Origin of the sequence: Acinetobacter sp. ACIN00229 (assembly GCF_016106645.1) — a bacterium.
GTDB classification, from domain to species: domain Bacteria; phylum Pseudomonadota; class Gammaproteobacteria; order Pseudomonadales; family Moraxellaceae; genus Acinetobacter; species Acinetobacter oleivorans.
The window spans coordinates 132133-151451 of sequence record NZ_JADWOM010000004.1 but is presented as its reverse complement, the minus strand read 5'-3'; the positions used below and the strand labels follow the sequence as shown (position 1 = coordinate 151451).

Annotated in this window: 18 protein-coding genes and 1 pseudogene; 8 read left to right on the top strand and 11 right to left on the bottom strand. The window is 38.3% G+C overall.

Annotated elements, in window-relative coordinates; genetic code table 11:
* Positions 1-11: 11 nt before the first annotated feature.
* Genes I7H67_RS05060 through paaA form a run of 8 tightly spaced genes read right to left on the bottom strand, consistent with a single transcriptional unit; the run spans position 12 to position 6757 of the window.
* Complete coding sequence (locus tag I7H67_RS05060) at positions 12-1550, bottom strand: 3-hydroxyacyl-CoA dehydrogenase (RefSeq protein ID WP_198307258.1); 1539 nt, start codon at positions 1548-1550, stop codon at positions 12-14.
* A 2-nt stretch (positions 1551-1552) separates the two neighbouring features.
* A complete protein-coding gene (gene paaG, locus I7H67_RS05055; protein ID WP_013198404.1) occupies positions 1553-2344 on the bottom strand; it encodes a 2-(1,2-epoxy-1,2-dihydrophenyl)acetyl-CoA isomerase PaaG in 792 nt (263 codons plus the stop codon).
* The gene (locus I7H67_RS05050; protein ID WP_198307257.1) at positions 2344-3117 is read right to left on the bottom strand and encodes an enoyl-CoA hydratase-related protein; all 774 of its coding nucleotides are present in this window, start codon (positions 3115-3117) and stop codon (positions 2344-2346) included. Before I7H67_RS05050 ends, paaG begins: the two co-directional genes overlap by 1 nt.
* A gap of 8 nt (positions 3118-3125) precedes the next feature.
* A complete protein-coding gene (gene paaE / locus I7H67_RS05045) occupies positions 3126-4187 on the bottom strand; it encodes a 1,2-phenylacetyl-CoA epoxidase subunit PaaE (protein ID WP_198307256.1) in 1062 nt (353 codons plus the stop codon).
* Positions 4188-4210: 23 nt separating this feature from the next.
* Complete coding sequence (gene paaD, locus I7H67_RS05040) at positions 4211-4711, bottom strand: 1,2-phenylacetyl-CoA epoxidase subunit PaaD (protein ID WP_198307255.1); 501 nt, start codon at positions 4709-4711, stop codon at positions 4211-4213.
* Between the two features lie 16 nt (positions 4712-4727).
* Complete coding sequence (gene paaC / locus I7H67_RS05035; RefSeq protein WP_198307254.1) at positions 4728-5483, bottom strand: 1,2-phenylacetyl-CoA epoxidase subunit PaaC; 756 nt, start codon at positions 5481-5483, stop codon at positions 4728-4730.
* A gap of 12 nt (positions 5484-5495) precedes the next feature.
* Positions 5496-5786 (bottom strand): 1,2-phenylacetyl-CoA epoxidase subunit PaaB, encoded by a 291-nt coding sequence (paaB, locus tag I7H67_RS05030; RefSeq protein WP_000389648.1) that lies wholly within the window; start codon positions 5784-5786, stop codon positions 5496-5498.
* A 32-nt stretch (positions 5787-5818) separates the two neighbouring features.
* Positions 5819-6757 carry a 1,2-phenylacetyl-CoA epoxidase subunit PaaA gene (gene paaA / locus I7H67_RS05025; protein WP_198307253.1) on the bottom strand — a complete coding sequence of 313 codons (939 nt, stop codon included), beginning with the start codon at positions 6755-6757 and terminating at the stop codon, positions 5819-5821.
* Between the two features lie 265 nt (positions 6758-7022).
* Here paaA and paaZ point away from each other — a divergent pair, with 265 nt between their 5' ends.
* A complete protein-coding gene (gene paaZ, locus I7H67_RS05020; protein ID WP_198307252.1) occupies positions 7023-9125 on the top strand; it encodes a phenylacetic acid degradation bifunctional protein PaaZ in 2103 nt (700 codons plus the stop codon).
* Between the two features lie 95 nt (positions 9126-9220).
* Here paaZ and I7H67_RS05015 read toward each other — a convergent pair whose 3' ends face one another.
* Complete coding sequence (locus tag I7H67_RS05015) at positions 9221-10411, bottom strand: MFS transporter (RefSeq protein ID WP_198307251.1); 1191 nt, start codon at positions 10409-10411, stop codon at positions 9221-9223.
* 103 nt (positions 10412-10514) lie between these two features.
* Here I7H67_RS05015 and I7H67_RS05010 point away from each other — a divergent pair, with 103 nt between their 5' ends.
* From I7H67_RS05010 to I7H67_RS04980, 7 genes and pseudogenes are all read left to right on the top strand, one after another.
* Complete coding sequence (locus tag I7H67_RS05010) at positions 10515-11432, top strand: LysR family transcriptional regulator (RefSeq protein WP_198307250.1); 918 nt, start codon at positions 10515-10517, stop codon at positions 11430-11432.
* A 198-nt stretch (positions 11433-11630) separates the two neighbouring features.
* Positions 11631-11831, top strand: a pseudogene (locus I7H67_RS05005) (hypothetical protein); the annotation flags it as partial.
* Positions 11832-12807: 976 nt separating this feature from the next.
* Positions 12808-13107, top strand: coding sequence for a hypothetical protein (locus tag I7H67_RS05000; protein ID WP_198307249.1), 300 nt, complete (start codon positions 12808-12810; stop codon positions 13105-13107).
* 39 nt (positions 13108-13146) lie between these two features.
* Positions 13147-13515: a hypothetical protein gene (locus I7H67_RS04995; protein WP_198307248.1), complete on the top strand. Its 369-nt coding sequence runs from the start codon at positions 13147-13149 to the stop codon at positions 13513-13515.
* A gap of 53 nt (positions 13516-13568) precedes the next feature.
* Positions 13569-14717, top strand: a complete 1149-nt coding sequence (locus I7H67_RS04990; protein WP_198307247.1) for a JmjC domain-containing protein — start codon at positions 13569-13571, stop codon at positions 14715-14717.
* Between the two features lie 8 nt (positions 14718-14725).
* The gene (locus I7H67_RS04985; RefSeq protein WP_198307246.1) at positions 14726-15991 is read left to right on the top strand and encodes an HlyD family secretion protein; all 1266 of its coding nucleotides are present in this window, start codon (positions 14726-14728) and stop codon (positions 15989-15991) included.
* Between the two features lie 3 nt (positions 15992-15994).
* Positions 15995-18121: a peptidase domain-containing ABC transporter gene (locus I7H67_RS04980; RefSeq protein WP_198307245.1), complete on the top strand. Its 2127-nt coding sequence runs from the start codon at positions 15995-15997 to the stop codon at positions 18119-18121.
* Between the two features lie 211 nt (positions 18122-18332).
* Here the strand turns inward: I7H67_RS04980 and I7H67_RS19635 are convergent, their stop codons facing one another.
* Positions 18333-18518 (bottom strand): site-specific integrase, encoded by a 186-nt coding sequence (locus tag I7H67_RS19635; protein ID WP_265091383.1) that lies wholly within the window; start codon positions 18516-18518, stop codon positions 18333-18335.
* Between the two features lie 220 nt (positions 18519-18738).
* Complete coding sequence (locus I7H67_RS19630) at positions 18739-19314, bottom strand: Arm DNA-binding domain-containing protein (protein WP_227602529.1); 576 nt, start codon at positions 19312-19314, stop codon at positions 18739-18741.
* Positions 19315-19319 lie beyond the last annotated feature (5 nt).

The window sequence follows — 19319 nt, the reverse complement described above, 5'->3', positions numbered from 1 at the left end:
TTGACTCCTGATTATGCAAATTCGGTCATATCACGTGAATATTGAGTAGCAATGTTTTGAGTTTTCGCTACATATTGCTTGAGGTAGATACTCGCGCGATATTTTTCCTCTCCATACAGTGCATATAAATTATTTAAAGTTTGGAGCACATAAGCACCACCCATTTGTGTCAACCACTGGTAAGGACCCTTAGGATAATTCACTCCATATTTCATGGCATTATCAATATCTTCCAGACTCGCAACACCATGTAAACTTGCTTCGCAGGCTTCATTAATGAGTAAAGCGATGGTGCGTAAGGTTAACAGTGCCGGATGATCTTTAATCCACATCACACTGATACCAAACTGCGCAAAGTAAGCTTCGACTTTAGCCAGATCACTTGCTTCACAAAGCTCGTTATGACTGAGTACTAAAGCTTCAGCGTGCTCAAAATCATGATGCCAATCCATTAAAACCACTTTACGGCTTAAGTAATGGATATTGGCTGACTCACCTTGGCTTAAACGTAAGTCGATATCATCAATTTGAAGAATATTGTCGTCGCTCGCAGATCCGCTTTTTAAACCTAAACGCGTTAAAAAAGCAGGTAGCTGAGACCAAGTCCCTTTGAGCTGAATATGGGCATCAACTGGTTTGGCAGTTACAGCTTGAGGCTGAAATGTCTCGTACTGATTTTTTTCGTTATAGGTATAAAAGCCTTGTTTTGACTTACGGCCCCAAGCACCCGCATCGACCAATTCTTTTTGAATCAGGCTTGGGCGATAGCGTGGCTCATAAAAGAACTCTTGGTAAACGCTTTGGGTCACCGAAAAGTTAACATCGTGTCCAATGAGGTCGGTAAGTTCACATGGCCCCATCGCAAAACCGCCGCATTGCTTTAAGGCATAGTCTAGCTGGTCGTAGCTGGTGACTTGCTCTTGCAGTGCTCTAAAGCCTTCTGCGTAAAACGGACGTGCAATTCGGTTAACAATAAACCCAGGAGTCGACTTGGTGAGTACTGGAATTTTTTTCCAGCCAAGCATCAAGTTTTTTAAAGCCAAACATAAGCTGTTTGGTGTTTTTAAGCCTTGTACAATTTCAACCAGTTTCATAACTGGCGCAGGGTTAAAAAAGTGTAATCCCACTACGCGCTCAGGGTGAGCAATGCCAGCCAAAATTGCAGTCACTGAAATTGAAGATGTATTACTTGCAAAAATGGTTTGCGAACTACAAATTTCAGCGAGCTGTTTAAATAAAGACTGTTTAACTTCTTTTTTCTCAACAACTGCCTCAATAACCAAGTCGGCATCACGTAACGCTTCAATTTGATTGACCACAGTTAAACGTGCCAAAGCTTCATCAGCTTGCTGTTGTGTGAGCTTGCTCTTTTCAACCAGCTTTTTAAATGTCTGCCCTAAACCTTGAACGGCTTGTTGCGCTTTTTGAGCATCCAGATCATATAAAACAGTCGAGTGCCCATTGACGATGGCTAACTGGGCAATGCCGATGCCCATGGTGCCAGAACCAATAACGGCAATTCGGGCACGAGATAAGTCTAATTCTGTCATGCTTAGCGCCCTTTAAAATTTGGTTCACGTTTATTCATAAAGGCTTGTACACCTTCACGATAATCTTCTGAACGACCCGCAATACGTTGTAAGTCACGCTCTAACAGCATTTGCTCATCAAAGGTGTTATTACTTGATTGATGAATGGCTTTTTTAATGAGAGATAGACCAAATGTAGGCTGTTTCGCTAAACGCTCTGCGAGTTCAGTAACTTTTGCTTTAAGCTCAGCGTCTTCAACGACATCCCAAATCATGCCCCACTCTTTTGCGGTTTCTGCTGGTAGCTTGTCACCTAATAAGGTCAAACCCATCGCACGCGCATGGCCTACCGCACGTGGTAAAAACCATGTGCCCGCCGAGTCTGGAACCAAACCTAAGCGGCAAAAGGCTTGTACAAAGTTTGCCGATTTTGCTGCAATCACCAAATCACATGCCAGTGCAATATTTGCCCCTGCACCTGCTGCCACACCATTTACGGCGCAAATCACAGGCTTTGGCATATTTACAATCGTTTTAATGAGCGGGTTATAGTAAGTTTCAATGGAATATCCTAAATCTGGAGCTTCAGCGTTTGGGTCTACTACACGGTCACCTAAATCTTGCCCTGCACAGAAGCCACGGCCTTCGCCACTAATCACCACACAGCGAACATCTGGATTTTTGGTCCACAGGTTTAAAACCTCAGCCACTTCACGATGCATATCAACGTTAAAGCTATTCAGTGCTTTTGGGCGGTTAAATGTCAGGTAGCCAACACCATTTTTTTCTTCAGCAATAATATTTTGATAGTCCATCACTCACCTCTAAACACTGGCTTTCTTTTCTCAAAGAAAGCATTAATCCCTTCGTTTCGATCTTTTGTAGCCGCCAGCCAGACAAAGTTTTGACGTTCAAACTTGAGTCCCTGACTTAAAGTCGTTTCATGAATACTTTTAATTGATTGTTTAATCACGCGAATCGCTAAAGGCGCTTGTTTGGCAATTTTGGCTGCAAGTTGAACCGCATATTCAACAGTTAATTCGGTCGGCACCACTTGGCTGCAAATGCCATGTTGCTCCGCCTGTTTTGCCGAAATCATCTCACCTGTCATGGCCCAGCGCATGGTGAGTTGTTGCCCAACCAAGCGTGCTAAACGCTGTGTTCCGCCTGCACCCGGCAACATGCCAAGGCCAATTTCAGGTAGAGCAAAACGGGCATTTTCACCGCAAACGACCATATCTGAATGCAAAACCAGCTCAAACCCAGCGCCTAAGGCATAGCCATTGACTGCGCTAATCAGTGGTTTACTAAACGCATCAATTTTTTGCCAAAGCTTCGGACGAATATCGAGTTGCAAAGTCACGGCGTCCATTGCAGCCAACTCGCTAAGATCTGCTCCAGCAGCAAAACATTGTGAGTTACCTGTTAAAACCACTGCTTTGACTTGAGCATTGTGCTCAGCTTCTTCGAGCAACTCGCATAAACATTGCAATGTTGCATTGTTTAAAGCATTTCTTTTTTCTGGACGGTTTAGGGTTAATAACAAGACACCGTCAGTTGCTGTACTGGCTTTGATTAACTCTTGCATGACAGCCTCTACTCATCAAAACTCAAACGAACATTTGGGCCTTTTGGTAAGGTTTGACAGCTAAGCACATAGCCCTTTTCAACTTCATCTTTTTCAAGGCTATAGTTAAGGAACATATCGACTTCACCAGAAACAACTTTACAACGGCAAGTCGCACACACCCCACCTTTACAGGCATATGGCAAGTCAGCACCTGCGCGTAAAGCCGCATCAAGAATACTTTCATCATCCTGAGCCACAGACACAATCAGTTCACGACCATCTAAAATGATGTTTACTTTTTCTTCTTTACGGTTTGCATCAGCTTCAGCGCTACGTCTACGCGCTTGGCCTGTGTGGAAACGTTCGGTGTGGATTTTTTCTTTTGCAATACCATAGCTTGGCAAAGTGCTTTCTACGGCATTCATCATTTCGTCTGGACCACATGCAAAAACATGGTCAAAACTCGTTTCAAGTACATCAAAATCAAAAAGCTGTTTAAGCTTTTCTTCATCAATACGGCCATTCATCAGTTCACTGTCATTGAACTCACGAGAAAAAATATTGATGAGCTGAAAACGTTCTTTAAACTGATCTTTCAAATCCATAATTTGCTCGGCAAACATGGTTTGTTTCCATGAGCGATTGCCATAGAGCAAGGTAAATTTAGCTTCAGCTTGTTCAAATAAAACTTGCTTAACAATCGATAAAATTGGGGTAATACCACTGCCCGCAGCAACGCCTAAAAAGTTTTGACCACCTGCCTTTGCTGCTTTTTGAAAAAACACGCCTTGTGGTGGCATCACTTCCAGCACATCACCCACTTTTAAATGATCGTTTGCCCAGTTTGAAAATTGACCTTGGTCAATTTTTTTAACCGCAATACTGATGTCTTCTTTACCTGCATAGCTACAAATTGAATAACAACGGCGGATTTCACCAGCGTCTGTTAAATGGCGAATGGTTAAGTGTTGCCCCGGTTGAAATTGAAATTGTTCTTGTTGTTCAGGTACAACGTCAAATGCAATACAAATTGCCTGATCGGTTTGAGGCGTAATACTTTTTACTTTTAATGGTACAAATTGGCTCATGGCTGATTTCCTTATCTAAAGACTTAAATACATTTGAAGTAATCAAAAGGCTCAAGACAGTCCTGACATTTATAAAGTGCTTTACAGGCAGTAGAACTAAACTCTGTTAACAGTCGGGTATGTCGGCTTTTACAACGTGGGCACTCGACACCATCATTTAAGTGAACATGCGTACCGCACTGATGTGCCAACCCTTCAGGTGGCGCAATGCCATAAACTTGCAGTTTCTTTTTACCCGCCTCAGACATCCAGTCCGTGGTCCATGCTTCTGATAAATCGACCATCACTTTGACCGGTGTCAAAGCTTCTGCGGTAAATGCCTCAACAATTTGTGCTTTCAACATATCTGTTGCTGGGCAACCGCTATATGTTGGCGTTAGACGAACTACAATTTCTTGTTGATCGTTAATGTCTACGCCACGAATCATGCCTAAATCCACAACTGATAAAACCGGAATTTCAGGGTCACTTACCGTTTGTAGAACATCCCAACATTGGTCGATGCAATGACGAATCATTTGCATGGCTCACCTCCTTGTCTTACCAGGTCATGCCTGGATAAGTTCTTTGAATACTTTGCATTTCAGCCAACAAATAACCTAAATGCTCGGTATGCAATCCTTGTTTTGCACCACGGCGATAAGCACCGTTCACAGCAACGTTTAATTCAAAGCGTTTAAGCTCATCTGCAATGGTCTGGTTCCATTGTTCTTTTTCATTTGAAAAATCTGGAATCACGCCTTCTGCAACTAATGCTTGTTCATCTGCATTGAGTTCAAATAATTCAGCAGTAAAACGCCATAAATTATTTAATCCATCTTGCACACGTTGATGCGCTTCATCTGTGCTTAAACCTAAACGTTCCATCCAGCTAGTCGAAAAACGGATGTGATACTTCACTTCTTTTAAAGATTTCACTGCAAGCGCACTGACTTCTGGAAGCGAGCTTTGGGTTAAAGCAGTAAATAAATGAAGATGGTAATGGTCCATCAACCACTGGCGTACAATCGTTTGTGCAAAATCACCATTCGGTTGTTCACACAACAAAAGGTTTAGAAACTCACGTTCTGTACGGAAATATGCAAGCTGGTCTTCATCACGTTTAGCTTCATCATATTGACCTGCCAACGTCAGAAAGTTTCTTGCCTGTCCTAACAAGTCCAAACCGATATTTGCTAAAGCAATATCAACTTCAAGCTCAGGTGCATGCCCGCACCATTCAGCTAAACGCTGAGATAAAACCAGTTGACTGTCGCCAATATGTAATAAGAATTTAGATAAAACTGAATGATTCATGTGTCATCTCCCTTACATATGCTCAATGCCATCTGGGATATGGTAAAACGTCGGATGACGATAAACCTTGTCTAAAGAAGGATCGAAAAATTCAGCTTTTTCATCTGGCTGTGATGACTTAATCAGTTCAGAGCGAACCACCCAAATGCTAATTCCTTCATTACGACGTGTATAAACATCACGAGCATGTTGCAATGCGATTTCATCATCAGGTGCTCTTAAGCTGCCTACGTGTCGGTGGCTTAAACCTTGTTTACTACGTACAAATACTTCGTAGAGCGACCAGTTGTTTTTATCTTCCATTTTGATTTCCTCAAATTTTTCCATAAATCTTGTTAAGCCACTTTGTTCGCTTCAAGCTGCTGTTTTTTCGCATAGACCACGGCTGCATCACGAACCCATTTGCCGTTTTCCCATGCTTTACGGCGTGCTTCTATACGCTCGTGATTACATGGTCCACGTCCGGCAATCACTTCATTAAATTCGTGCCAGTCGATCTCGCCAAACTCGTAGTGACCTGTTTCTTCATTCATTTTTAAATCTGGGTCTGGAACTTCCAAACCTAGCTGTAAAATTTGCGGCACAGTGTTATCGACAAATTTTTGACGTAATTCATCGTTACTAAAGCGTTTGATTTTCCACGCCATGCTTTGTGCGCTGTTTGGAGAATGCTCATCACTAGGACCAAACATCATAAGTGCTGGCCACCAGTAGCGATTTACCGCATCTTGTGCCATCTGTTTTTGTTCTGGTGTACCGCCTGCTAAAGCCATCATGGCTTCAAAACCTTGGCGTTGGTGGAAACTTTCTTCTTTACAAATACGTACCATTGCACGTGCATATGGCCCGTAAGAGGTACGACAAAGCGCAACTTGGTTCACAATGGCTGCCCCATCGACAAGCCATCCAATTGCAGCAACATCTGCCCAAGTCAAAGTTGGATAGTTAAAAATTGATGAGTATTTCATTTTCCCATCAATCAACTTTTCCATCATGTCATCACGGTCAGCACCTAAAGTTTCTGCTGCGCTATACAAATACAAACCATGGCCTGCTTCATCTTGTACCTTCGCGAGCAAAACCGCTTTACGTTTTAAAGTTGGCGCACGAGTAATCCAGTTCCCTTCAGGCAACATACCTACAATTTCAGAATGGCCATGTTGCCCGATTTGACGAATCAATGTTTTGCGGTAGGCATCGGGCATTTGATCCTTAGCCTCGATCGTAATTTCATTGGCAATATTTTGTTCAAATTTCTGGTAATTGTTTTCCATTCTTTCATTCCCTGTAGGCATCACCCTTAAATCTATTTTTCGATACACTAAAAACAAAGTCAACCACTTTTTTAGTATCAAATTAAATTACCAATAATAAAACACAACAAATTATTGAAATTATTAAATTTAAACTAATTGTAAAAAACCTTTTTACTTTTATAAATCAAAATAAAGTTGACTTTTAGACAAATTAATCTGAAATTATGAATCATATTTTTGCAATTTTTATAATTGATGTATCACATAAAAAAGGAGTTTGGTCATGCTTGAACAAACACACCTAGAAGGAACCTCAACTGACACAGATTTTCAGCAGTCTGAGCATCAACTGCCTCATCTTGCTTCTTCTGTCTATGGAACATGGCATTCGACCAGTGAAGAACTGCGCCCTGTTTATCATGCTATTACAGGTGAAGCGATTTATACCGTAAGTAGTCATGGCATTGATATGAAACGTGTTGTTCAATATGCCAAACAAAATGGTTCAGAACTGGCTAACTGGACATTCCACCAACGTGCTAATGCATTAAAACAAATTGCCCAACATTTACTTGAGCGTAAAGAAGAGTTCTACAAACTTGCTTATGCAACAGGTGCAACTCGTAAAGATGCATGGATTGATATTGAAGGCGGTATTCAGACCTTATTCGCTTATTCGAGTCTGGTTCGTCGTGAACTTAATGATGAAAAAATTATTACCGAAGACAGCTGGATTCAACTCTCTAAAAATGGCACTTTCGGCGCTAAGCACATTTTAAGTCCTAAAGCGGGTGTTGCAGTTCACATTAATGCATTTAACTTCCCAATTTGGGGAATGCTTGAAAAGATTGCACCGACTCTACTTGCAGGTGTGCCATGTATTGTTAAACCAGCAACCGATGGCTCTCAATTAACTCAAGCTGTTGTAAAAGCGATTGAAGAAGCACATGTATTACCAAAAGGCTCGTTACAACTGATTTGCGGCCAGACTTATGACTTGTTCGACCACTTAGGCCCTCAAGACTGTGTTACGTTTACAGGTTCTGCATACACAGGTCAAAAACTACGTAACCACCCTCACCTCAATAAATATTCGATTCCATTTAGCATGGAAGCCGACTCGGTAAACAGTGCAATTTTAAGCCCTGATGCAAATGAAGAAACTGTCGATTTATTTGTGCGTGAAGTCTTCCGAGAAATGACCACAAAAGCAGGCCAAAAATGTACTGCGATTCGCCGTGCTTTCGTTCCTGACAACTTGTTAACTACTGTACAAGGGAAGCTAACTGCTAAACTTGCTAAAGTTGTGGTGGGTGACCCGCAAAAAGAAGAAACCACCATGGGCGCTTTAGCGAGCATTAAACAAAAACATGATGTTGCAGAAAAAGTTGCCGAGCTCAGCAAAGACGCAAAAATTGTTTTTGGTGGCAGCGAGTCCTTTAAATTTAATGCAGACCAACCTGAAAAAGGTGCTTTTTTCGCTCCAACTTTATTGTTATGTGAGCAACCTTTACAAGCGACACATGTTCATACCACAGAAGCTTTCGGCCCTGTATGTACCCTCATGCCATATAGCAACATTGAAGAATTGGCCGACCTTGTTTCACGTGGCGAAGGTAGCTTAGTGGCTTCAGTCGTTAAAAATAACGATGAGAATATTGAACAGATTATTCAAAAAATTGCCCCTTGGCATGGCCGTGTCCATGTACTCGATGCAGAGTCAGCAAAAGAAAGTACAGGACATGGTTCACCACTGCCTCATCTTGTACATGGCGGACCTGGTCGTGCAGGTGGCGGTGAAGAGTTAGGTGGTATTCGCGCCGTCAAACATTATATGCAGCGCACTGCAATTCAAGGTTCTCCAAATAGCTTGACGCAAATTACCCATTCGTGGACTGCTGGCTCGAAAGTTAACGAAGACCGTGTACATCCATTTAAAAAGTCGTTTGATGAATTAGTGATTGGTGAACGTTTATTAACGGCGCGTCGCACCGTAAGCGAAGCAGATATTGTTAACTTTGCTGGTTTAAGCGGTGACTACTTCTATGCACATACCGACAAAATTGCAGCTGCCGAATCTTTCTTTGGTGAGCGTGTTGCACATGGCTACTTCATTGTGTCTGCCGCAGCAGGTCTATTTGTAGATGCAGCACAAGGTCCGGTTATTGCCAATTACGGTATGGACAACTTACGCTTTGTTGAACCAGTTAAAATTGGTGATTCAATCCAGGTTGAATTGACCTGCAAACAAAAAACGCCTAAACCACAAAAAGACCCGTCTCAGCCTGCGCATGGCGTTGTGGTGTGGGATATTAAAGTCAAAAACCAACGCGGTGAACTTGTCGCAACTTACGACATTTTAACTTTAGTTGCTCGTGATTTATAAATAGAACTCAAACTGATGGATAGCTAATATCCATCAGTTTTTTATCTTATATTAGTCGTTGTTCTTTTAATGGATCGAAAATAACAACTTTAAAATTATGTTGGTAGAAAACGTTTAGCCAGTTTCTTTTGCAGAATAATAACGAGAATTGGAAACACTGCTGCGGAAATTGCGGATATCGCCAGTAACTTGTTTAGATTTTGTAGTGCCATGCCACAATCAGGTAATAAAAAAGCAGACAGAAAGAATGCGATGGTTGTAACCAGATACATGATTGAGGTCTGTAATGAAGAAAATCCAGCTCGTTGTCTATCATCAGGAAACTGAATCGAAACCACCGAAGATGTCACCAAACGACTGTAAGATGCACCGAGAAATAAACTAATAAATAACGTCGCATGCGGATAGCCTAAAATTAGTATCAGCAAACTCAGTATAAAGAAGATCGTTGAAGCTGTAGCCATCATTAAAGCAGAAAAACGGGAGGTTAACGCCCCTGTGATTTTTGTAGACAGATAACCTATCACGCCCCCGCTAAAGAAGAGCCAAGCCAGTAGATCTTGAGAAGCACCCAACTGCTGTATCATTAAGGGTGCCAAAATAGGAATAACCAGCATAGGACTAAACTGTACAAGTGCATTACTGGAAGCGAACAGTAAAGTTTCCATATCAAGAGGCAGCTTAGGGAACGTATCTAAAGAAACTGGGTCTTGGGGTATGATGGATACAATTAATGGCAGTGCCAATACACACAAGGCACTTATGAGCCACAAAGCCACATGCCAGCCATAATGTGTGCACAAAAATAATATCGTGGGCATTCCGACAATGCTTACTATTGAAAATGACGCGATCACCGTGGCTAACATTTTTCCGCGAAAGTTAGGCGGTGCGTTGTTTATTAATATACTTATACCCACTCCCATTGTGGTACCACCGACCAGCCCTGCACAAAATCGTAGTGCAAGCAGAAGACTAAAACTGGATGTGCAGGTAGTCAAAAGTGTTAGTAGACCTAGTAGCGCCATATTGGCAATTAAAAAATGTTTCTTATTGAAATGATCAATCCAGTAAAAAGCAATAATTCCCGAAAGAACAGCACCTAGTGTGTACATGCCTGACACATAGCCTGAGAATGATACAGGCACTGCGAAATCTGTTGCCATAAAAACAAAAACAGGGTTAAACACCATATATTCCAGTGCATTGGTGAACTGGACAAAAGCAATTATAAGGGCTATCCGCATGAGAGCTTTATGATTAAATATCTGCATGACTGGGAGCATAGCAAGCAACCTATGGATGAAAGATATCCGAGTTTAGCTGCTATCAATAATGTTTATTATATGGTAGAAATAGCACTTATTATTATCAAATATGGGATAATTGATGCGTCCTGCTCTGGATTTTAATACCCTGAAAGTGTTCATTGCGGTGGTTGAAAGAGAAAGTTTTGTTGGAGCATCGAAAATCCTTGAAATGCCGACATCAAACGTGAGTCGCTGTATTTCTCAGTTAGAAGAAAAATTGGATCTTCAGCTCATTGAGCGTAGCACCCGACATATGAAACTCACTCAGGCAGGACAGTTACTCTACACCCGAGCGAAGCCATTACTGGAGGCGCTTGAGCAAACTGAAACAGAATTAACGTTGCGGCAAATGCAACTCAAAGGCCCATTGCGAATCTGTATTCCCAATGAAATAGGTCCTGCATTGCTGGGTTCTGTTATTGCCGATTTCGCCTGTCAGTACCCAGACCTTGAGATCAGCTGTGTTACCAATTTGTCAGGTTTCGAATCTCTGCGAGATGATCTGGATTTAGCGATTATTATTACCCGTGGTCAGATGGATAACAGTGACTACATCGCACGCCATCTGGTAACTATCCCTTGCACCATTGTTGCAGCCCCATCCCTCATTCAGCGTTACGGCACCCCGACTCATATCCAGCAGTTTGAAGAATTACCCTGTATTACAACAGTAAGTGCACTTAAAGGTGCTCCTTGGCAATTTGTCAATAAAAAGGGGGAATTCGAGACCATCAAAGTTAAAGGACATTATCGGGTAAATAGTGGAGAGATGGCCGGACAAGCTGCTGTAGCAGGTGTCGGTTTTGCAATTCTATCCCAACAAGCATGCCAACCTTACATTAGCGATGGACGTTTAATCGAGATTAAATTTGAACAATCGGCAGCTCCATTGCAATTGTTCGCACTTTATTCAAATCGCCGTTACTTACCCGCTAAAACAAGAGCACTCATTGATTTTATGCAGCAGAAATTAAGTGATATATCCTCTCCCTTCTAATCATCTTTGTGGATCAGCTTAATGCTGCTAGAAGCATCTAATACTAGAAGTTTGTTCGCTTCAATCACGCACTCTTTGAATAAGTCCCAAAAACATCCCCCTATATCATTTAAAGCAGCTAGGCATTGTTAATGTTTTTCATTAGATTAGCCTATTAAACTAATCATTAAGTAAATTTAAGGATAATTCAGTGCGTGATTAAAGTGTCTTGGTGGGCCACTATATGGCCAAGAATATTCTCATGCACATAATGAGTTTATTTTTAAAGACAAACAGACAGGAAAACAGATGCTTTATCATAAACAGACTTTAGACTTCACACCACCATAAGAGTTTTCTGTAGCAGAGACAATTTCCAAAACTGTAGCCTACAATCTTGTATTGCAATTAAAAAAATAATTGAACTCTTTTCGCTACTTATTCACGGAGATTCATGACGATGGTATTCAGAGGGGTATTTTTTCAGCTTCATTGCACTACTTTTTTCAAACTAAAAATTTAAGGAGATTGCCTAATAGTAAAGGTAGATTTTATTTAAAAGAGCTCTACAATTTCCTCAATATTCGCCAATAAGATAGTAAGGCTATTTCTCAATTTCTACTGCCATATTAGGATTCATATATTCGAATCGAATGGACATTTTTTAGCAAAATTCAGTACAAAGTTAATAGTTCATGTTGTTATTCCACCAGTATTTCTTTATCTATATTCTGAACTATCTAACCATGACTGGGAAGCTACCACTTCAAGACGTATTTTTTCATAAAAGATATTGAACTTCTAAGACATAGCTAGTTAATTCCTTAATGATTCTAACGATATCTCTGATGTAATATCTCTTTATCTTCTTATTTATGAATTGCAAGTGTGATTGATTGTGTATTGGAAACCTATTCACTATAAAGTACTCAATAACTTTATAGACTTCTATTTATTATCCTACCTGGAAAAGTTCAAGCCTAAAAATAATATTGAGGCCCTATGAACTTCATTAAATATATTTTCAGTATCAAACAACTGTAACCACTCAATTTAAAGAAGCTAAATTACAGGCTCAATAATCTTTTTAGAACAAATAGCTTTTTCTTTACAAAAAGTTTATGATAGATTTAACCGGCTCAAACAATTTAAATAAAATACCTTACAACACATAAAAAGCACTAGTTTTTAAATACAGATATATAAACCAAAATCGATTTTTCAACACAAAAATAAAATATTAATAAAATTCAAATACTTAACAAATAAACTTATATTGAAAATTTATGACTACCTCAAAATAACTCACGAAATTAAGAATAATATTTAAAACCCTCTAGAATAAGTCTTAAAATTAAGTATAATATGCAAAAAACCAATAGGATAAATAAAATCTATGAGAACTTTAACACTTGAAGAAATGAACGTGGTAGCTGGAGCTGCTAGTGATACGAATAAACCTGTAACTTCTAGTGATTTTAGATCCGCTCTAATTGGATGGTCTCTTTCTAAAGGAATGGATATGGCTGTGGATCAAGTGAATGCATATGTTGCGGCATATGAAAAAAATGGATTATCTGGCGTTGCAGCAGCCTCTCCAGCAGGGAAAGCAATTACAACTGCTACCTCATTCCTCGCATCTCTAAATGAACCAGAAGATGGTAATGAGTATTGCGCAGATGGTGGCAATTATTGATAATGTCATTATCTCATCAATTTTTAGAAATTAATATTTATGAAATTAGAATATATTGGTTATGGCCTTTCTAGAGTTGTTATCTTCATTATTGTTGGCATCATTTTAGGTACTATTTTAAGACTATTAAATGTTAACAATGATACAGCAACAATTATTGCTATTACTCTCGTTAATATATTATTAATATATTCTGGATATTCTTTTGCAAAATATCCAACTCATAAAAATTATGTAGAAAGCTTATTATTATCTTTCATAATAAGCTTTTTATTTTCTATTCTTTTTTACTTTGTTAAAGACTTCAATGTTGCCCTTGCATTGGAAAGTTTTTTAAATTTATTTATATGTATGTCTTTAGGAATTTTTTTACATTTTTTAAGATTTAATATGAAAAATAAATCTTAAAAATTTTCCACGCCAAATCTAGTACAAACTTAATTTTTTAATCTTGTAAGAATATGATAATAAGTTTTAATATTAATAAAGAAAATTTTAAAAACAATTTTCTTTATAAAAAGCCCTATTTATTTAAAAACTCCATAGATTCAACACAATTCTCATGGAAGAATGTAAATGAGCTCTATAGTCGTGGTAATATTGAACATCGTGACTTTAAATTAATGAATGGTTATGAAGTTCCTAAAAAAGAGTATGTGGAAACATATGATAACCTAGGGGTAACAGAATATCGCTGTATTACATCTGTTCTCTATGAATATCTTAGAAATGGTGCAACCTTAGTCCGCAATCGCATTAAAAATGAACCATTTGTTGATCAAATTAGTAAGCAAATTGGTAGTTTCGCCGAAGCTCGTACACTCACAGGTAGTTATGCTGCTTTTAGTTCAAAATCATCATATAAAGGCCATTGGGATACGCGTGATGTATATGCCGTGCAATTATTAGGTCGAAAGCGCTGGATATTAAAAAAGCCTAACTTTGAATTTCCGTTGTACATGCAACAAACAAAGAATTTTCCAGATATTAAAGAACCCGAAGAAATCTACATGGATGTGATTTTAGAGGCTGGTGATATTCTTTATATTCCTCGTGGTTGGTGGCACGATCCTCTACCTTTAGATGAAGAAACCTTTCATTTAGCCGTTGCAACATTTGCACCGACAGGATTTGAGTACATGCGCTGGTTGCAGAATGTCATGCCAAGTATTCTAGACTGCCGTAAGAACTTTACTAATTTTGAAAATGATGCGGAGATGATAGATAGTCTTAGTCATCAAGTTGCTGAAATTATTAAAGATAAAAGCTGTTATCAAAGCTTTATGATGCACCACATGGCAGAGCAATCGATACCATCTATGTTATCACTAGATGTATTGGGTAATGGAAAAGTAAGCCAATTGGATAGCAATCAAAAACTATTTTTGAATGCAAACTTACTGTATTACTTTAATGAAGGTTTTGTGATTATAAATGGCAATAAAATTAATATAGATGCTATTAGTTTGAATTTAATTCAATACTTATTTCAGCACCCCTATTCAAAAGTAAAAAATATTTTAGACCAATTTAAAGAATATCCTTCAGAAAAAATAAATAAATTGTTATTTCGACTATCCGTAGAAAATATTATTGAGCTGGTTATGTAAAACTATAAATGAGTTCAAATTTATTTCGAAAAGAAGCACTCGATGCAAAACAGACTACATGGACAGGCAATATCATTCTAGCCCGTCCATTTAGTTTCACCTTTTTCACGATCTGTGCCTTATGTATTGCTTTGGTAATAATAGCTTTTGCAATATGGGGAAGCTATACCAAACGTAGTACGGTACAGGGCCAACTCATTCCGCAATCAGGGCTGATACAGGTTTATACAACACAATCAGGTACGATTCTAAAGAAGAATGTATATGAAGGACAAACCGTTCAAAAAGGTGATATCCTTTTTACCATTTCAACTGCAAGTTATGGCGAACAAGGTAGCATCGCTGATGCTTTAGCAAAGCAAACACAATTAAAGGAACAATCTTTACGAAATGAAATAACTCGAATGCATTTTATTCATCAAGATGAAAAACGAACAATCAACAATCAGATTAGTTTGCTTAATGGAACCTTGGATAAAATTAAAAATTTAATTGCCAATCAACAGGAGCGTGTCAATCTGGCAAAAAGAAATCAACAACGTTATGGCAATATTCTTAATGAGAATGCAATTTCTCATGAAGAATTTGAAGCAAGAAAAATAGACTATCTAGATCAGTTGGCTCAATATGAATCATTACAACGTGAAAAAGTATCATTAGAAAAACAGCTCACAGAGCAGCAAATTAACTTATCAGGACTGAAAAATAAGCAAAATAATGAGATCGAGCAGCTAGAACGTTTGTTATCGAGTAATACGCAAGAATTAATCGAAATGCAATCTAGACAGCATATTGCCATACAGGCGAACTCATCTGGTGTTATAGGTACGATTAATGCCGAAGTTGGACAATTTGCTGACTTATCTAAGCCATTATTGACGATTCTTCCCGAAAATATACCATTGATTGCACAGCTTTATGTGCCTAGTAGAGCAATTGGATTTATCAAAGAGGGGGATCCGGTCTTACTACGTTATCAAGCATACCCTTATCAAAAATTTGGTCATGCAAAAGCACAGGTCTTATCTGTAGCAAAAACGGCATTAGCCAGTCAGGATTTACAAACGATTGGAATTATTTCACCACAAGAACAACTTAATAATGAACCTGTGTATTTGGTAAGAGCAAAACTCGATAAGCAAATGGTGAAAGCTTATGGCCACGATATGCCTTTACAAGTAGGAATGACTCTTGAAGGCGATATCATGCATGAAAAACGTAAATTGTATGAGTGGGTTCTAGAACCATTATTTAGTATTACAGGAAAACTATAGTCCATGCGTTATCTTGATCGTTTATCTTTAGGTCTTGGTCGAAAAGTTCCAGTAATATTACAAACAGAATCATCAGAATGTGGACTCGCCTGCCTCGCAATGATTGCAGGTTATTATGGTTATGAATCAGATCTTTTAACCTTGAGGCAGAAGTATCCTATATCTCAAAAAGGAGCAACGCTTACGACTTTGGTTAAGATTGCCAATAAATTGCACCTCACGACCCGCCCTCTCAAACTTGAACTAGATGAATTAAATCAATTAAGGCTGCCATGTATTTTACATTGGGATTTAAATCATTTTGTGGTTCTAAAGAATGTATCAGCAACAAAAATAACAATTGTTAATCCAGCTTTTGGCGAAAAAGTGTTTACCTATGATCAGGCTTCATCACATTTTACAGGTATCGGTTTAGAGTTATGGCCTGATTCTAATTTTGAAGAAAAAAAAGATAAAACAAGTATTCGCATTTTTAAATTATTTGGTGAAATTAGTGGGCTATGGAAATCTTTAGGGCAAATTATTATCCTTGCTTTAGTATTAGAAGTATTCTCACTGATCAGCCCATTTTTCATGCAATGGGTAATTGACCACGCGATTGTTTCTGCTGATCTAAACTTACTCACAACATTGGCAGTTGGATTTGGGCTATTGATGTTATTGAGTAGCTTAATCAGTTTATTACAAGCATGGGTAGTTATGCATATGGCAACTACATTGAATGTACAATGGAAAGCCAATATTTTTCATCATCTCATTAACTTACCGACCAATTTTTTTCAGAAACGCCATCTCGGCGATATTATTTCTAGATTTGGCTCCATTGATTCAATCCAAAGGACATTAACAACATCATTTCTTACAGCCATTCTAGATGGCCTGATGACGATTTTTACATTAATTTTAATGTTCATATATAGTTCAACATTAGCATGGATCGCTGTGCTCACTATGCTGTTATATGCAATTATTCGTTGGATTTGGTATCACCCCTTAAGACGAGCGACAGAAGATCAAATTGTCCATGCTGCAAAACAAAATACCCATTTTATGGAAACCATGCGTGGCATCAAAACCATCAAACAATTTGAAAAGCAGGACTATCGTCAAGCTACATGGTTAAGTCTGTTTGTAAACCAAATTAACGCAGGATTAACTACACAAAAACTTAGTCTCATGTTTGGGTTTGTAAATACATTATTGTTTGGATTACAGAATATTATTATCGTATGGTTGGGCGCAACTCTAGTCATTGAGGGTGAATTTACTGTTGGTATATTAATGGCCTTTATTGCCTATAAGAATCAGTTCGGTGGCCGAGTCAGCTCTCTGATTGATAAATATATTGAAGTAAAGATGCTCAGTTTACATGGCGAACGTCTAGCGGACATCGTTCTTACAGATCAAGAAAAATCAGATAGCGATTTATTTGTTACCGAATCATCAGAACTACAAAAAACTGAAATTAAAATTAAATCACTCAGATTCAGGTATTCAGAAGATGAATCTTGGATTATCCACGGTGTTGATCTTAAGATTCCAGAAGGACAATCAGTCGCGATTGTTGGTCCAACAGGTTGTGGCAAAACCACGTTTATGAATCTGCTATTAGGCAATTTATCCCCTGAGCATGGTGAAATTAAAATTGGCGGGCAAAGTATAAAGAATATGGGTCCCAATAAACTTAGAAGTTTTATTGCCTATGTTGCCCAAGATGATGTTTTATTTGCGGGTTCCATTCTAGAAAATATTAGTTTTTTTGATGATAGTGCCCAACAAGATTGGGTAGAACAATGTTCAAAGATGGCATCAGTACACGATGAAATTATAGCGATGCCAATGGGTTATCAAACATTAGTGGGAGATATGGGAAATATTCTGTCGGGAGGACAAAAACAAAGAATTTTATTAGCAAGAGCTCTATATAGAAAACCCAAAATCCTATTTTTAGATGAAGCAACGAGTCATCTAGATATTATTAAAGAGAAAGAAATTAATAGCATGATTAAGTCATTAAATATTACTCGAATTATTATTGCTCATCGTCCAGAAACAATTTCCTCTGTAGACCGTATTATTGCTTTAAACAATGGTCGTATTGTGAATGATCAAATATTTGATTCTTTATGATAGACATCCAAGTTAATTCAAGAATATCTAATATTAGTATTCTAACAAAATGACAGCTTATGAGTCGTGTGATGCATTTTCTACAATAATTGCCGCAACTAGCTCTCGGGCATGTGAAGCTTTTAATTTCTCTATCAATTGAGAAGAATGATTTTGACGCAGGAAATCTGCACAATTTTTTGAACAGAGAAAGTATCTATTACCAGCTTATCTAAACAATAACATTAATACATATGCATTGCTTAGAAAATTGAACAAAACACTCAGAACCATTTTTAGCTCCTTTTAAATGCCAGTTGCTTTTTTCAAAATTAATATCTTTCCATTCAGCAGAGCAAATTTCTCCAGTACGTGCTCCCGTCCAGAGAGCACGCATTAATATACTTTTATAGTGCATTGAAAATCCAGAAACTGGTAACCAAGCAAGTACACACTTTAATTCAAAGTCAGAAAGTACACGAGTACGTTTATTACAGGTCAGCTTAAATCTAGTTTGTTTTAAGCTTGATTTAGCAAGTAATTTTCTGGAAAGTAATCAAAACAAATTGCATAATTATAAGCAGCAACGAGCTCGGCCAAAAACCTTCCTGCTTGGACCTCAACACTCTGTCAATAATTTACTTAATAAGCTCAACGATATCTTTACATACCAGACCTTCTGCGGATCTCTCCCCTAATTTAGTAACGACGTCAACATATAAGGTCCTTCTAGCTTTTTGTTGACCTTTTAAAGTGTGTGGACCTTGAATTATTTTTTTAATACCAGTACGTTGATCAATAATCGCTCTACCTTCAATTACTTCAGTTAAGTAAAGATCAATTACATCTTTTAAAGTTAAAGCTTTAATAATTGCTGTTGAATCTTTCTTATTTTTCTTTGATATAAGTTTTTCTTCTTTTCTTTGGATTACTGGGCAAACTCCTTGATATCTTATCATTTTTAAACGTTGAAGCTCCATACGAGCTTCTGCCAAAGACATATGAGGATAATTACCCAAAGTGATTTTCTTTAATGAATTATCTACTGGGCTTCTATAACGATATACAAAACTTTTAAGTCCTGTCTTGCCAAAAGTAACTCTTAAACTACTATATTCCCCAATATCACTTTTATTTGAGTCTCCAATTTTCATCTTATCTATTGCACGAGCTGATAAGGTCACTTTCTTTTTGCTGTTTATTTCCTCGCTCATTTTAG

Coding starts and splice junctions, on each gene's coding strand:
- I7H67_RS05060 (WP_198307258.1), bottom strand. CDS start 1,550: ATGACAGAATTAGACTTATCTCGTGCCCGAATTGCCGTTATTGGTTCT.
- paaG (WP_013198404.1), bottom strand. CDS start 2,344: ATGGACTATCAAAATATTATTGCTGAAGAAAAAAATGGTGTTGGCTAC.
- I7H67_RS05050 (WP_198307257.1), bottom strand. CDS start 3,117: ATGCAAGAGTTAATCAAAGCCAGTACAGCAACTGACGGTGTCTTGTTA.
- paaE (WP_198307256.1), bottom strand. CDS start 4,187: ATGAGCCAATTTGTACCATTAAAAGTAAAAAGTATTACGCCTCAAACC.
- paaD (WP_198307255.1), bottom strand. CDS start 4,711: ATGCAAATGATTCGTCATTGCATCGACCAATGTTGGGATGTTCTACAA.
- paaC (WP_198307254.1), bottom strand. CDS start 5,483: ATGAATCATTCAGTTTTATCTAAATTCTTATTACATATTGGCGACAGT.
- paaB (WP_000389648.1), bottom strand. CDS start 5,786: ATGGAAGATAAAAACAACTGGTCGCTCTACGAAGTATTTGTACGTAGT.
- paaA (WP_198307253.1), bottom strand. CDS start 6,757: ATGGAAAACAATTACCAGAAATTTGAACAAAATATTGCCAATGAAATT.
- paaZ (WP_198307252.1), top strand. CDS start 7,023: ATGCTTGAACAAACACACCTAGAAGGAACCTCAACTGACACAGATTTT.
- I7H67_RS05015 (WP_198307251.1), bottom strand. CDS start 10,411: ATGCTCCCAGTCATGCAGATATTTAATCATAAAGCTCTCATGCGGATA.
- I7H67_RS05010 (WP_198307250.1), top strand. CDS start 10,515: ATGCGTCCTGCTCTGGATTTTAATACCCTGAAAGTGTTCATTGCGGTG.
- I7H67_RS05000 (WP_198307249.1), top strand. CDS start 12,808: ATGAGAACTTTAACACTTGAAGAAATGAACGTGGTAGCTGGAGCTGCT.
- I7H67_RS04995 (WP_198307248.1), top strand. CDS start 13,147: ATGAAATTAGAATATATTGGTTATGGCCTTTCTAGAGTTGTTATCTTC.
- I7H67_RS04990 (WP_198307247.1), top strand. CDS start 13,569: ATGATAATAAGTTTTAATATTAATAAAGAAAATTTTAAAAACAATTTT.
- I7H67_RS04985 (WP_198307246.1), top strand. CDS start 14,726: ATGAGTTCAAATTTATTTCGAAAAGAAGCACTCGATGCAAAACAGACT.
- I7H67_RS04980 (WP_198307245.1), top strand. CDS start 15,995: ATGCGTTATCTTGATCGTTTATCTTTAGGTCTTGGTCGAAAAGTTCCA.
- I7H67_RS19635 (WP_265091383.1), bottom strand. CDS start 18,518: ATGCACTATAAAAGTATATTAATGCGTGCTCTCTGGACGGGAGCACGT.
- I7H67_RS19630 (WP_227602529.1), bottom strand. CDS start 19,314: ATGAGCGAGGAAATAAACAGCAAAAAGAAAGTGACCTTATCAGCTCGT.